The 14198-nt window shown below is 68.0% G+C and carries 12 protein-coding genes; 11 read left to right on the top strand and 1 reads right to left on the bottom strand.

Annotated elements, in window-relative coordinates:
* The first annotated feature begins 93 nt into the window (after positions 1 to 93).
* From dnaE to OL358_RS15330, 5 genes are all read left to right on the top strand, one after another.
* Positions 94 to 3564, top strand: coding sequence for a DNA polymerase III subunit alpha (dnaE, locus tag OL358_RS15350; protein ID WP_413631686.1), 3471 nt, complete (start codon positions 94 to 96; stop codon positions 3562 to 3564).
* A gap of 86 nt (positions 3565 to 3650) precedes the next feature.
* Positions 3651 to 4613: a hypothetical protein gene (locus tag OL358_RS15345; protein WP_264710924.1), complete on the top strand. Its 963-nt coding sequence runs from the start codon at positions 3651 to 3653 to the stop codon at positions 4611 to 4613.
* A 29-nt stretch (positions 4614 to 4642) separates the two neighbouring features.
* The gene (gene hisD, locus OL358_RS15340) at positions 4643 to 5980 is read left to right on the top strand and encodes a histidinol dehydrogenase (RefSeq protein WP_264710923.1); all 1338 of its coding nucleotides are present in this window, start codon (positions 4643 to 4645) and stop codon (positions 5978 to 5980) included.
* Positions 5981 to 5992: 12 nt separating this feature from the next.
* Positions 5993 to 6472, top strand: coding sequence for a transcriptional regulator NrdR (gene nrdR / locus OL358_RS15335; protein WP_264710922.1), 480 nt, complete (start codon positions 5993 to 5995; stop codon positions 6470 to 6472).
* Positions 6473 to 6516: 44 nt separating this feature from the next.
* Positions 6517 to 7548: a quinone-dependent dihydroorotate dehydrogenase gene (locus OL358_RS15330; RefSeq protein ID WP_264710921.1), complete on the top strand. Its 1032-nt coding sequence runs from the start codon at positions 6517 to 6519 to the stop codon at positions 7546 to 7548.
* On the opposite strand, the gene OL358_RS15325 is transcribed toward OL358_RS15330, so the two are convergent.
* Positions 7533 to 8123 carry a DUF3043 domain-containing protein gene (locus tag OL358_RS15325; protein WP_264710920.1) on the bottom strand — a complete coding sequence of 197 codons (591 nt, stop codon included), beginning with the start codon at positions 8121 to 8123 and terminating at the stop codon, positions 7533 to 7535. The genes OL358_RS15330 and OL358_RS15325 overlap by 16 nt on opposite strands.
* A gap of 47 nt (positions 8124 to 8170) precedes the next feature.
* Here OL358_RS15325 and OL358_RS15320 point away from each other — a divergent pair, with 47 nt between their 5' ends.
* From OL358_RS15320 to OL358_RS15295, 6 genes are all read left to right on the top strand, one after another.
* Complete coding sequence (locus OL358_RS15320) at positions 8171 to 9571, top strand: dipeptidase (RefSeq protein ID WP_264710919.1); 1401 nt, start codon at positions 8171 to 8173, stop codon at positions 9569 to 9571.
* 112 nt (positions 9572 to 9683) lie between these two features.
* Positions 9684 to 10049: a HesB/IscA family protein gene (locus OL358_RS15315; protein ID WP_264710918.1), complete on the top strand. Its 366-nt coding sequence runs from the start codon at positions 9684 to 9686 to the stop codon at positions 10047 to 10049.
* A gap of 161 nt (positions 10050 to 10210) precedes the next feature.
* A complete protein-coding gene (coxB, locus tag OL358_RS15310) occupies positions 10211 to 11104 on the top strand; it encodes a cytochrome c oxidase subunit II (RefSeq protein ID WP_264710917.1) in 894 nt (297 codons plus the stop codon).
* Positions 11105 to 11106: 2 nt separating this feature from the next.
* A complete protein-coding gene (gene ctaD, locus OL358_RS15305) occupies positions 11107 to 12870 on the top strand; it encodes a cytochrome c oxidase subunit I (RefSeq protein WP_264710916.1) in 1764 nt (587 codons plus the stop codon).
* A complete protein-coding gene (locus tag OL358_RS15300) occupies positions 12871 to 13305 on the top strand; it encodes a cytochrome c oxidase subunit 4 (RefSeq protein ID WP_264710915.1) in 435 nt (144 codons plus the stop codon). It begins immediately after the preceding gene.
* Between the two features lie 2 nt (positions 13306 to 13307).
* Entirely contained in the window at positions 13308 to 14120 is an 813-nt protein-coding gene (locus OL358_RS15295; protein WP_264710914.1) for a PP2C family protein-serine/threonine phosphatase, read from the top strand.
* Positions 14121 to 14198: the final 78 nt, after the last annotated feature.

Genomic DNA, 14198 nt, shown 5'->3' with positions numbered 1-14198 from the left:
CGTGCGTGGAGTCTCGGATGTCGGAGCGATCCATAGACTCGATCCGTGGCATCCGACTCCTTCGTTCACCTGCACGTGCACAGCGAGTACTCGATGCTCGACGGGGCGGCCCGCATCGGGCCGATGGTGCAAGAGGCGGCGCGTCTCAAGATGCCGGCCATCGCGGTCACCGATCACGGCAACACGTTCGCCGCGTACGAGTTCTACAAGACCGCGAAAGAAGCCGGCATCAAGCCGATCATCGGCATCGAGGCATACGTCACGCCGGGCACGCACCGCTCCGACAAGGCGCGCGTGCGCTGGGGCACGCCCGAGCAGAGCGACGACGACGTCTCGGGCGCCGGCGCGTACACCCATATGACGCTGCTCTCGCACAGCACCGAGGGCATGCACAACCTCTTCCGCCTCTCGTCGCTGGCGAGCATGGAGGGCTACTACTTCAAGCCGCGCATGGACCGCGAGCTGCTGCAGAAGTACGGCAAGGGCCTGATCGCGACGACGGGCTGCCCGTCGGGCGAGGTGCAGACGCGCCTGCGACTGGGCCAGTACGACGCCGCACGCGCCGCGGCCGCCGAGTTCCAGGATCTGTTCGGCAAAGAGAACTACTTCGCCGAGATCATGGATCACGGGCTGTCGATCGAGCGCCGTGTGATGACGGATCTGCTCAAGATCGCGAAGGATCTCGACATCCCGCTCGTCGCGACGAATGACCTCCACTACACCCATCAGCACGACGCGAACAGCCACGCGGCGCTGCTGTGCGTGCAGTCGGGCTCGACGCTCGACGACCCGAAGCGGTTCAAGTTCGACGGCGATGGCTACTACGTCAAGACGCCCGCCGAGATGCGGCAGATCTTCCGCGATCACCCTGAGGCGTGCGACAACACGCTGCTGATCGCCGAGCGCTGCGACGTCGAGTTCAACACGAGCGCCAACTACATGCCGCGCTTCCCGGTCCCCGCCGGCGAGACCGAGGAGTCCTGGTTCGTCAAAGAGGTCGAGAACGGCCTTCAGGTACGGTACCCCGACGGCATCCCCGACGCGGTGCGCACGCAGGCGGAGTACGAGACCGGCGTCATCGTGCAGATGGGGTTCCCGGGCTACTTCCTGGTCGTCGCCGACTTCATCAACTGGGCCAAGCGCAACGGCATCCGCGTCGGTCCCGGGCGCGGCTCGGGCGCGGGCTCGATGGCCGCGTACGCGATGCAGATCACCGACCTCGACCCGCTCCAGCACGGCCTCATCTTCGAGCGATTCCTCAACCCCGACCGCGTCTCGATGCCCGACTTCGACGTCGACTTCGACGACCGCCGCCGCGGTGAGGTGATCCAGTACGTCACCGAGAAGTACGGTGACGAGCGCGTGGCCCAGATCGTGACGTACGGAACGATCAAGGCCAAACAGGCGCTGAAGGACGCGGGCCGTGTGCTCGGGTTCCCGTTCAGCATGGGGGAGAAGCTCACCAAGGCGATGCCGCCGGCGGTGATGGGCAAGGACATGCCGCTGGAGGGCATGTTCGACAAGGACCACCCCCGCTTCAAGGAGGCATCCGAGTTCCGCGCGCTGATCGAGACCGACGCCGAGGCGAAGACCGTCTTCGACACCGCGGTCGGTCTCGAGAACCTCAAGCGCCAGTGGGGTGTGCACGCGGCAGGCGTGATCATGTCGAGCGAGCCGCTGATCGACATCATCCCGATCATGCGTCGTGAGCAGGACGGCCAGATCGTCACGCAGTTCGACTACCCGGCGTGCGAGTCGCTGGGCCTCATCAAGATGGACTTCCTGGGGCTGCGCAACCTCACGATCATCAACGACGCCCTCGACAACATCGCGGCCAACCGCGGGCATCCTCTCGTTCTCGAGGACCTCGAACTCGACGACAAGGAGTCCTACGAGCTCCTCGGGCGAGGCGACACGCTGGGCGTGTTCCAGCTCGACGGCGGTCCGATGCGGTCGCTCCTGCGCCTGATGAAGCCCGACAACTTCGAAGACATCTCGGCCGTCATCGCGCTCTACCGCCCGGGCCCCATGGGTGCCAACTCCCACATCAACTACGCGCTGCGCAAGAACGGCCAGCAGGACATCACTCCGATCCACAAGGAGTTCGAGGAGTCGCTGGCCGACATCCTCGACACCAGCTACGGCCTGATCATCTACCAGGAGCAGGTGATGGCCATCGCCCAGCGCGTGGCCGGCTTCAGTCTCGGCCAGGCCGACATCCTGCGGCGCGCGATGGGCAAGAAGAAGAAGTCCGAGCTCGACAAGCAGTTCGAGGGCTTCCAGGCCGGCATGCATGCCAACGGCTACTCCGACGACGCCGTGCAGAAGCTCTGGGAGATCCTCCTGCCGTTCTCGGACTACGCGTTCAACAAAGCGCACTCGGCCGCCTACGGTCTCGTGTCGTACTGGACGGCGTACCTCAAGGCGCACTACCCGGCCGAGTACATGGCCGCCCTGCTCACCAGCGTCGGCGACTCCAAAGACAAGATGGCCGTCTATCTCAACGAGTGCCGTCGCATGGGCATCAAGGTGCTCCCGCCCGACGTCGGCCAGTCGATCCGCTACTTCGCGGCCGTCGACGAAGACATCCGCTTCGGACTCGGCGCCGTGCGCAACGTCGGCGCCAACGTGGTCGACGGGATCGTGGCATCCCGCGCGGACGAAGGATTCAGCAGCTTCCACGATTTCCTCGCCAAGGTGCCGGTGCACGTCTCGAACAAGCGCACCGTCGAATCGCTGATCAAGGCGGGCGCGTTCGACTCGCTCGGCGCGACGCGCCGTGCGCTCATGGAGATCCACGAAGACGCCACCGAGGCGGCCGTCGAGACCAAGCGCAAGGCGGCGACGGGCGCGATCGGCTTCGACTTCGACAGCCTTTACGACGAGGCGGAAGAGGTCATGCCGGCGAAGGTCCCCGAGCGCCCGGAGTGGGCGAAGAAGGACAAGCTGGCGTTCGAGCGCGAGATGCTCGGCCTCTACGTCTCCGACCATCCGCTCGCGGGTCTCGAGATCCCGCTCGCGAAGCATGCCTCGATGAGCATCCACGACCTGCTCTCATCCGAAGATGTCGACGATGGCGATCAGGTGACCGTCGCCGGTCTCGTCACGAGCGTGCAGCATCGCGTCGCCAAGGCCAGCGGCAACCCCTACGGCATGATCACCGTCGAGGACTTCAACGGCGAGGTGACGGTGATGTTCATGGGGAAGACCTACACGGAGTTCTCGTCCATGCTCGTCGCCGACTCGATCCTGGTCGTGCGCGGGCGCGTCTCGCGGCGCGACGACGGACTCAATCTGCACGCCCAGGCCGCGTACGCCCCCGATCTCGGGACGATGGATGCTGCGGGCCCGCTCGTCCTCGTCATTCCGGAGCGCCGCGCCAGCGAGGTGCTCGTGGGGGAGTTGCGCCAGATGCTCGACCGGCACAAGGGTGACACCGAAGTGACGGTGAAGCTGCACGCCGGATCGGTCGCCAAGGTGTTCGAGGTGCCGCACCAGGTGCGGCTCACGGCCGACCTGTACGGCGAGCTCAAAGGACTGCTCGGACCGCAGTGCCTCGGCTGACCCACGCCGTATCTCATTTCCGTCTCATACGGCGTGAGTAGCATGAAATCGACGTACGCCGCCGAGCGCGGCCGGAAGGGAGCACCGTGACGGACGACCAGCTGGATGAGGATTTCGACGTCGAGGAGCCTGTCGCGGCATCCGAGGATGCCCCGCAGTACGGGGTCGGGCCGTTCTCGATCCGCGAGGTGGCCATCGCCGGAGTCTGGCTCGTCGCGTTCGTCGTCTCGTTCTTCTCGATCAATGTGGGTCGCTTCGAGTCGGTGTGGACTTCGGCGATCCTCTGGATCCTCGCGATCGCCGTGCCGACCGTCGCGGTGTTCCTGCTCGCCCTGCGGCGCCTGTCGCCGCAGGGCATTCGGCGGGTCGGATCGCTCGGCATCGACCAGTTCGCCTCTGTCGCGTTCTCGGTCGCGGCCCTCGTCTGGCTGCAGCTGATCTGGGAGACCGTCGAGTTCGCGATCGAGACCGGCGCATGGGCCCGGACATGGGTCATCTGGGTCGAAGCCGTCCTCATGCTCGCCGGCGTCGTGCTGACCGTGTTCGCCCCCGTGATCCCCGTCCTCTGCGAGGACTTCCGTGGCCGTCCCGAGGTGCCGGCCCACCGCAGTGCGCGCCCCATCCGTCCGGTCTCGCCGCGCCCCGCGCGCGCGCCCCGCGCATCCGAGGGCGACGCCCCCGACATCAGCGCATTCGCGCCCGCGCCGGTCGCGCCATCGCCCTACGCAGCTTCCGATGCCGCGAATCCTGCCGAGTCGGTCACCGACACGAGCGCTTTCGCTCCCGCCCACTCGCGCGACACGTTCGAGCGCGTCGAAGAGCCGTCGTCCACGGTCGAGCCCGCCGCCGAACCGGCGCGCCAGCAGGCATTCTGGGCACTCGTGCCCGAAGAGCGCGACGTCGTCGACGAGATCGGCATCCCCGTGTTCCGCATCGGGCCGACCGCGTGGGCTCTCGTGATCGAAGACCGTGGCGAAGCGTTCGTGGTGCGGCACGAGGACGGCCGAATCGGGTACCTGCACGACGTCTCCGACGTCACACGCGGGTGACCTCGTCCGCTCCGCGCTAGCGTAGAAGGATGCTCCGCACGATCGATCTGCGCGGACGCGCGCTCACTCCCGCCGACCTGCTCGCGACCGTTCCACGGGCAGCCGCGGCCCGCGAGGAGGCCCTGGCGACCGCCGCGCGCATCGTGGCCGATGTCGCCACGCGCGGCGAGACGGCGCTCCGCGACCAGGCCGAGCAGTTCGACGGCGTCGCCGGTCACGACATCCGGGTTCCGTCCGCTCACCTCGATGAGGCCGTCGCCGCACTCGACCCGGCTGTGCGTGCCGCGCTCGAAGAGGCGATCACGCGGGTGCGCGAGGCATCGGCAGCCCAGGTCCCGGGTCCGATCACCACCGTGCTGGGGCCGGGTGCGCGGGTGACGCAGCGTTGGCAGCCGGTCCGCCGAGTCGGACTCTATGTACCCGGCGGCAAGGCGGTCTATCCGTCGAGCGTGGTCATGAACGTGGTCCCTGCCCAGGTGGCCGGCGTGTCCGAGATCGCCCTCGCGTCACCGCCTCAGCGCGATCACGGCGGACGCGTGCATCCGGTGATCCTCGCGGCCGCCCGGCTGCTGGGCGTCGACGAGGTGTACGCGATGGGCGGCGCCGGCGCGATCGGGGCGCTCGCGCACGGGGTCGCGACGCTCGACCTCGAGCCGGTGGACGTCGTCACAGGCCCCGGCAACAACTTCGTGGCCGCGGCGAAACGCGCAGTGGCGGGCCTGGTCGGGACGGATGCCGAGGCCGGTGCCACCGAGATCCTCATCGTCGCCGACGACAGCGCCGATCCGCGCCTGGTCTCCGCCGACCTCATCAGCCAGGCGGAGCACGATGAGCAGGCCTCCGCGGTCCTCGTGACGGCATCCGAGGCGCTCGCCCGCGCGGTGGCCGCGGATATCGTGTCGCGCGCGACGGCCACCCGGCACGCACGGCGCGTGGCCGCCGCGCTGGCAGGGCAGCAGTCCGCCATCGTGCTGGTCGACGACCTCGCGACCGCGACCGCGTTCAGCAACGCCTATGCGCCTGAGCACCTCGAGCTGCACCTGCTCGATCCGCGCCCGGAGGACTTCGTCCACGCCGGAGCGGTGTTCGTCGGACCGGACTCGCCCGTGAGCCTCGGCGACTACCTCGCCGGCAGCAACCACGTGCTGCCGACCGGCGGTCAGGCGCGGTACTCGGCGGGGCTGTCGGCAGCCACGTTCCTTCGACCGCAGCAGGTGATCGAATACGACCGGGCCGCGCTGGCCCAGGTGAGCGACGCCATCGTGACCCTCGCCGACGCGGAGGCCCTGCCAGCCCACGGCGAGGCCGTCGTCGCACGCTTCGCCGATCGACAGGCTCAGGAGCCCGTCGATGAGGACGAGGCGTAGTCTGTCTCTGCCATGCACTGTCCGTTCTGCCGTCATTCCGACTCCCGCGTCATCGATTCGCGCACCAGCGACGACGGTCTCAGCATCCGCCGTCGTCGTCAGTGCCCCGAGTGCGGCGGCCGCTTCACGACCGTGGAGACCGCGAGCCTCAATGTCATCAAGCGCTCGGGCGTCATCGAGCCGTTCAGCCGCGAGAAGGTCATGTCGGGCGTGCGCAAGGCCTGCCAGGGACGACCCGTGACCGAGGCCGACCTCGCGGTGCTGGCGCAGACCGTCGAAGAGACGGTGCGTCAGACCGGCGCCTCGCAGCTCGACACCAACGAGATCGGTCTCGCGATCCTCGGCCCGCTGCGCGATCTCGACGAGGTCGCCTATCTGCGCTTCGCGAGCGTCTACCAGGCGTTCGACTCCCTCGAGGACTTCGAGTCCGCGATCGACCAGCTGCGCGCCGATCACCAGCGGCCGACGCCGGCAGAGGCATCCGCCGACTGACATCGCGTCGTGCCGCCGCAGGGCGACCGGCTAGCCTGGAATCGATGTATCCCCTCCTCTTCCGGACCGTGCTGTCGCGCATGGATCCCGAGACTGCGCACCATGCCGCGATGATCGTGATCCGCGCCTTCGGCATCCCGTTCCTCGCGGGGGCCGTCCGTGCCTTCACGCGTCCCGACCCCCGGCTGGCGGTGACCGCGCTGGGGCTGCGCTTCGATTCGCCGTTCGGCGTGGCGGCGGGCTTCGACAAGGACGTCAAGGGCGCCGCCGGGCTGTTCGCCCTCGGATTCGGGCATGTCGAGGTCGGCACGCTCACCGCGATCCCGCAGGAGGGCAACCCCCGCCCACGCCTGTTCCGTCTCATCCCCGATCGCGCCGTCGTCAATCGCATGGGGTTCAACAACGAAGGTGCCGAGGCCGCCGCGCATCGCCTCGCGAAGCTCCGGCGGCGCCGCCGGCGCGGAGTGCTCGGCGTCAACATCGGCAAGAGCCGCGTGGTCGATGTCGAGAACGCGACGGCCGACTACGTCCGCAGTGCGGCGCTGCTCGCACCGGTCGCGGACTACCTGGTCGTCAACGTGTCATCGCCGAACACCCCGGGGCTCCGCGGGCTTCAGGCCGTCGAAACGCTGCGCCCGCTCCTCGAGGCCGTGCGCGATGCCGGCGGAGCGACCCCCCTTCTGGTGAAGATCGCCCCCGACCTGCCCGACGACGAGGTCACGGCGGTCGCCCGGCTCGCGGTCGACCTGGGGCTCTCCGGACTCATCGCCACCAACACGACGATCTCGCGCGACGGACTCGCGACCGATCCGGCGGTCGTCGCCGCCGCGGGAGCCGGTGGGCTGTCGGGCGCGCCGCTGAAGGAGCGCGCCCTCGAAGTGCTCCGCCTCGTGCGTGCGGCGGTGCCGGCCGACTTCTGCGTGATCTCCGTCGGGGGCGTCGAGACCGCTCACGACGTGAAGGAGCGGTTGGATGCCGGAGCCGCCCTCGTGCAGGGCTACACGGCGTTCCTCTACCGAGGTCCGCTGTGGGCGCGGCAGATCAACCGGGGTCTGGCGGCTCAGGACGGGCGCTGACCGCGCTTGACCTGCGGCTTGGGAAGGCGGAGGAAGCGCATCTGCACGGTGCGCATCGCCGCATACCAGCCGAGCCCCTTCTCGATCTTGTCCGCCCCGAACTTCGCCTTCACCGCACGCTTGACCATGATCGACGTCAGGATCATGTCGCCGATGACGAAGAAGATGAAGATCCAGAGGGCGACGAACGAGTAGAACTGCACCTCGCGCATCGGGATGAACGTCGCGAGGATCACGACCACCATGGCGGGCATGACGGCTTCTCCGAGGTGCCAGCCCCCGTCCACGTAGTCGCGTACGAACTTGCGCTGCGGCCCCTGGTCGCGCGCCGGGAGGTACTTGGGATCACCGGCGGCCATGCCGACGCGCGCCTTCTCGCGCTGCGTCTGCAGGTCGGCGCGCTGACGCGCCTTGGCCTCCTTCGTGTCGGGCACGAGGGGTCGCTTGCGAGCGGCCTCCTGCTCGGCGCGGCTCGGCGTCGCGCGGCCCTTTCCGCCCGGGACCGGGACGCCGTTGAGCGTGGTCCCCTCGGAGGGTGCGTCGCTCGACGCGGGTGCTGCGGAGTTCTTGGCCACGATGATCCTCGGAGTGCGGGAGATGGGGTGCGCTTAAGATTACCCGCATGACCACTGACCTCTCCCGACAGGATGCTGTGCGCGAAGCCGCAGCCTCCGGCATCCCCTCCGCTCTCGCCGACCTGGGCGCGCTCGTGCGCATCCCGTCGGTCGCGTTTCCCGGGTTCGACGAAGAGCCGGTGCAGCGCAGCGCCGAGGCCGTCGCGGAACTCGTTCGCGGCACGGGACTGTTCGAGACCGTCGAGATCCGCCGCGCCGCGATCCCGGGCACGAGCGACCAGGGCCAGCCCGCCGTGCTCGCGACCCGCGCCGCTCGCAACGGCCGGCCGACGATCCTGCTCTACGCGCACCACGACGTGCAGCCAGTCGGCGATGAGTCCCTGTGGGAGTCGCCCCCGTTCGAGCCCACCCTCCGCGGGGGTCGCCTGTACGGCCGCGGTGCCGCCGACGACAAGGCGGGCGTCATGGCGCACGTCGCCGCGCTTCGTGCGCTGAAGGAGGCCGTCGGCGACGACTTCGACCTCGGCGTCGCACTCTTCTTCGAGGGTGAGGAGGAGGCGGGTTCGAAGTCGTTCGCGCAGTTCCTGTCCGACAACGCCGATGCGCTGCGCGCCGACGTGATCGTGGTGGCCGACTCGGGAAACTGGGACGCGAAGACTCCGGCTCTCACCGTGTCGCTGCGGGGGAACACCCGCTTCACGGTGCGGGTGAAGACCCTCGAGCACGCCTCGCACTCCGGCATGTTCGGCGGAGCGGTGCCCGACGCGATGATGGCGACCGTGAAGCTCCTCGCCACGCTGTGGGATGACGATGGCGCGGTCGCGGTCGAGGGCCTGACCGAGCGGGATGCCGACACTCCGTCGTACAGCGAGGAGACGCTGCGCGACGAGGCGGGCCTTCCGGCAGGCGTGTCGCCGATCGGGCACGGGACGATCCTGAGCCGCATCTGGAACAAGCCCTCGATCACGGTGACCGGCATCGACGCTCCGAGCGTCGTGAACGCCTCCAACACGCTGAGCCCCGAGATCTCGCTCGTGATCAGCGCCCGCGTCGCGCCGGGGCAGCGCGCTCGTGACGCGTACGAGGCGATCGAGACGCATCTGCGCGCGCACGCGCCGTTCGGCGCCGAGCTGACGTTCAGCGACCAGGACTTCGGCGACGCCTTCCTCGTCGACACGTCCGGCTGGGCCGTCGCGGCCGCCCGCGAGGCGCTGCACGAGGGCTATGGCGTCGAGTCGGTCGACATCGGCGTCGGCGGCTCCATTCCGTTCATCGCCGACCTGGTGCGGGAGTTCCCCGGCGCACAGATCCTCGTGACCGGGGTCGAGGACCCGCACGCTCGCGCGCACAGCCCGAACGAGTCGCTGCACCTCGACACCTTCCGCAACGCGGTGCTCTCGGAGGCGCTCCTTCTCGAGAAGCTCGACCGCCGCGGCGCGGGGGAGTAGCCGGGCCGCACCCGAGCGGGGCGGGGACACGCCCCGCTCGGAGCCGGTTCCCGGCGAACCCGGGTAGAATCGCAGCATCCCGCCGCGATCGCGGCCCGTCCGGAGGAGTGCCATGACCGACACCGCACTGTCGACCGACCAGCCCGTTCGCGAGCACGGCGTCCTGCTGACCGATGCCGCATCGCTCAAGGTGAAGAGCCTTCTCACGCAGGAGGGTCGTGACGATCTGCGCCTTCGCGTGGCCGTCCAGCCCGGCGGATGCAGCGGCCTGATCTACCAGCTCTACTTCGACGAGCGGTACCTCGACGGCGACAAAGCCGTCGACTTCGACGGCGTCGAGGTGATCATCGACGACATGAGCGTTCCTTACCTCGACGGCGCCACCATCGACTTCAAGGACACGATCTCGGAGCAGGGCTTCACGATCGACAACCCGAACGCGGCCGGCAGCTGCGCATGCGGCGACAGCTTCCACTGATCCGAACCGATTTCCACCGGGCCCGGTGCACTCCTCGGAGTGCCCGGGCCTGCGGTTTTTCCCCGATGCGGACTCGTTGGAAGCTGGGCGGTTGGCCTGAATCGCCTGGATGCTTGCCCTAGACTGGCAAGAGTTCTTCTCACGACCCGGAAAGGTGCATTGTGCCCTCGAAACGTCGAATCCGCTGGGCCGTCCTTCCCGTCGGGATCGCTACGGCCGCAGTACTCGCCGGGTGCACCCCGACCGAGCTGCACGGCTTCCTCCCGGGCTTCGTCGAAGACGGCACGCCCGCCACGAACCACACCGACATGGTCGCCGGTCTGTGGGTCAACTCGTGGATCGTGCTCCTCGCCGTCGGCGTGATCACGTGGGGCCTGATGGGCTGGGCGGCGATCGCCTACCGTCGCCGCAAGGGCCAGGTCGGCCTGCCGGTGCAGCTGCGCTACAACATGCCGATCGAGATCTTCTACACGATCGTCCCCCTCATCCTGGTGATCGGATTCTTCGCCTTCACCGCGCGCGACCAGACGACGCTCGAGACGCAGACGGAAGACCCGGATGTGTCGATCGTCGCGATCGGCAAGCAGTGGTCCTGGGACTTCCAGTACGACGGCGCGTCCGACGACGAGACGGTCTGGACGATGGGTGTCCAGGCGCAGACCGACGACGAGGGCAACATCACGAGCGAGCTGCCCACGCTGGTGCTCCCGGTCGACCAGACGGTGAAGATCAAGCTCCAGTCGCGCGACGTGATCCACTCGTTCTGGATCATCGACTTCCTGTACAAGAAAGACATGTACATCGGGCGGGACAACTACTGGTCCTTCACCCCGACCCGTGAGGGCGAGTACGCCGGCAAGTGCGCCGAGCTCTGCGGCGAGTACCACTCGATGATGCTGTTCAACGTCAAGGTCGTGAGCGCGTCGGAGTACGAGGAGTACCTCGACACCCTCCGCGAGGCCGGTCAGACGGGCGACATCAACGACGAGTACGACCGGCTGCAGAATCTGCCCGGCACCGGCGGTACGCCTGAAGACGAAGAGGGAGACAACTGATCATGGCGACGACGCTTCCGCTTCAGGAGAAGACGCAGGGTCGCCCGACCACCCTGCCGCCTCGCCAGGCAGCTCTGCTCAGCGCTTCGCGCGTCGAGCAGAAGGGCAACATCATCGTCAAGTGGGTCACCTCGACCGACCACAAGACGATCGGCTACCTGTACCTCATCTCGTCGGTGATCTTCTTCCTCCTCGGTGGAGTCATGGCGCTGATCATCCGCGCCGAGCTCTTCGAGCCCGGGATGCAGCTCATCCCGACCAAGGAGCAGTACAACCAGCTGTTCACGATGCACGGCACGATCATGCTGCTGATGTTCGCGACACCGCTGTTCGCGGGCTTCGCGAACGCGATCCTGCCGCTGCAGATCGGCGCGCCCGACGTCGCCTTCCCGCGTCTGAACGCCTTCGCCTTCTGGCTGTTCCTCTTCGGTTCGACCATCGCCGTCGCGGGCTTCCTGACCCCGCAGGGTGCCGCCGCATTCGGCTGGTTCGCCTATCAGCCGCTCGCGAATGCGACCTTCTCGCCAGGTGTCGGAGGAAACCTCTGGATGCTCGGCCTCGGCATGAGCGGTTTCGGAACGATCCTCGGCGCGGTGAACTTCATCACCACGATCATCACGATGCGTGCGCCGGGCATGACCATGTGGCGCATGCCGATCTTCTCGTGGAACACGCTGGTCACCAGCATCCTGATCCTGATGGCGTTCCCGATCCTCGCCGCCGCCATCCTCGCCGCCGCGGCGGACCGCGTGCTCGGCGCTCACATCTACGACCCGGCCAACGGCGGTGTGCTGCTGTGGCAGCACCTGTTCTGGTTCTTCGGGCACCCAGAGGTGTACATCATCGCGCTGCCGTTCTTCGGCATCATCTCCGAGGTGCTCCCGGTCTTCAGCCGCAAGCCGATCTTCGGGTACAAGACGCTGGTCTACGCGACGATCGCGATCGCCGCGCTGTCGGTGGCCGTGTGGGCTCACCACATGTACGTGACGGGTGCCGTGCTCCTGCCGTTCTTCGCCGTGATGACGATGCTCATCGCCGTGCCGACGGGCGTGAAGATCTTCAACTGGATCGGCACGATGTGGCGCGGCTCGGTGACGTTCGAGACCCCGATGGTCTTCGCGCTCGGCTTCCTCGTGTCGTTCGTGTTCGGTGGTCTGACCGGCGTGATCCTCGCATCGCCGCCGCTGGACTTCGCGCTGTCCGACTCGTACTTCGTCGTCGCCCACTTCCACTACGTGGTGTTCGGCACGGTGGTGTTCGCGATGTTCTCCGGCTTCTACTTCTGGTGGCCGAAGTGGACGGGCAAGATGCTCAACGAGCGTCTGGGCATCGTGCATTTCTGGATGCTGTTCATCGGCTTCCACATGACCTTCCTCATCCAGCACTGGCTGGGTGTCGACGGCATGGTCCGCCGCTACGCCGACTACTCGGCTGCTGATGGCTGGACGTGGCAGAACCAGGTCTCCACGGTGGGTGCGATCCTCCTCGGCGCATCCATGATCCCGTTCCTCTTCAACGTGTGGATCACCGCCCGCAAGGCGCCTCGCGTGACGGTGAACGACCCGTGGGGCTACGGCGCGTCGCTCGAGTGGGCGACTTCGTGCCCCCCGCCCCGGCACAACTTCACGTCGATCCCGCGCATCCGCAGCGAGCGTCCGGCGTTCGACCTCAACCACCCCGAGGCGGGGATCCCCGTCGGCGTCGGTCCTGCGAAGGATGCACCCGAAGCCCCGGTCGTCGACCTCGCCGAGGGAGAGGTGAAGTAAGTGCGCACCAACACCGGACTCTGGTGGCTCCTCAGCGCGTTCTTCGTGCTGATGGCGGTCGTGTACACGACCTGGAACATCCTCGCGCACCCGCAGCTGCCGGTCGTGAACGCGATCGAGTGGGTCGGCAGCGTCGCGCTGCTGTTCACCGCGCTCATGGGCGCCCTCATCGCGTTTTACATCGGCCGCGTGCACAAGGCGCAGGGCGGCGAGCTTCCCGAAGACGTCCTGACCTCCGACATCGACGACGGCGACCCCGAACTGGGCGAGTTCAGCCCGTGGTCGTGGTGGCCCATCGTGCTCGCGTTCTCCGCGGCACTGGCGATGATCGGCCTCGCGGTCGGCGCCTGGATGGTGCCGATCGGCGTGGGCGTGTTCGTCGTGGCGATCGTCGGCTGGGTGTACGAGTACTACCGCGGGTACTTCGCGCGCTGATCGTGCCGCTGAGGCCTTCGCGCGTACGGCTGCGCTCCGCTGCCGTCTCCGACACCGGCGTCCATCGCGCCGTGAATCAGGATGCCGCGTTCACGGCGCCCTGGGGCGGTGCGGTCGCCGACGGGGTCGGAGGCGGCCCCGCGGGTGACCTGGCGTCTGCGGCGTTCGCGCATCGACTGGCGGCGGGGCGCGTCGGCACCGTCGATCCCGAGACGCTGGCGGTGAGTGTGCGCCACGCGAACTGGGACCTGCGCGCGCACGTGGAGCGGGATCCGTCGCTCAGCGGCATGGCGACGACCTTCACCGGCGTGTTCGTCTCCGAGACCGACACCCTGCTCCTCGCCCACACCGGCGACTCCCGCGCATATCTCCTGCGCGACGGCGTCCTGACGCAGCAGACCCGTGACGACTCGTATGTGCAGGCGCTCGTTGACCGGGGCCTCGTGACGGCGCAGGATGCGGCATCCCATCCCCGCCGCAATCTCATCACCGCGTCGCTGAGCGGCGGCGAACGCGATCGGGTGATGGTCGCTGAGCACGAGGCCCGTGCGGGTGATCGCTGGGTGCTCTGCAGCGACGGACTGAGCGACTACGTGCCGCACGAGGACATCGCCGAGGCCGTCACCGGACGCAGCGCGTCCGAGGCCGCGGCGGATGCTGTCGCACGGGCGCTCGAGGCCGGCACGCGGGATAACGTCACGGTGGTGGTCTGCGACATCGAGGTCGGCGAAGCGGTGAGCTTCTCAGCGCGCCCTGACACGTCGTTCTACGGCGCCGCAGCCGCACGCTTCACCGAGGGGCTCGAGTCGGCCTGACGACCATCAGCCGCCACGCACGACCTCTTGGCGGACGACCATCACCTGGTCGTCGTCCTTCGATACGCCGCCCCTTCG

Origin of the sequence: Microbacterium sp. SSM24 (assembly GCF_025989145.1) — a bacterium.
Classification (GTDB): Bacteria; Actinomycetota; Actinomycetes; order Actinomycetales; family Microbacteriaceae; genus Microbacterium.
This window is presented reverse-complemented; position numbering and strand designations above follow the sequence as displayed.

Coding starts and splice junctions, on each gene's coding strand:
- ctaD (WP_264710916.1), top strand. CDS start 11,107: ATGGCGACGACGCTTCCGCTTCAGGAGAAGACGCAGGGTCGCCCGACC.
- hisD (WP_264710923.1), top strand. CDS start 4,643: ATGCTCCGCACGATCGATCTGCGCGGACGCGCGCTCACTCCCGCCGAC.
- OL358_RS15330 (WP_264710921.1), top strand. CDS start 6,517: ATGTATCCCCTCCTCTTCCGGACCGTGCTGTCGCGCATGGATCCCGAG.
- OL358_RS15315 (WP_264710918.1), top strand. CDS start 9,684: ATGACCGACACCGCACTGTCGACCGACCAGCCCGTTCGCGAGCACGGC.
- nrdR (WP_264710922.1), top strand. CDS start 5,993: ATGCACTGTCCGTTCTGCCGTCATTCCGACTCCCGCGTCATCGATTCG.
- dnaE (WP_413631686.1), top strand. CDS start 94: ATGCTCGACGGGGCGGCCCGCATCGGGCCGATGGTGCAAGAGGCGGCG.
- OL358_RS15320 (WP_264710919.1), top strand. CDS start 8,171: ATGACCACTGACCTCTCCCGACAGGATGCTGTGCGCGAAGCCGCAGCC.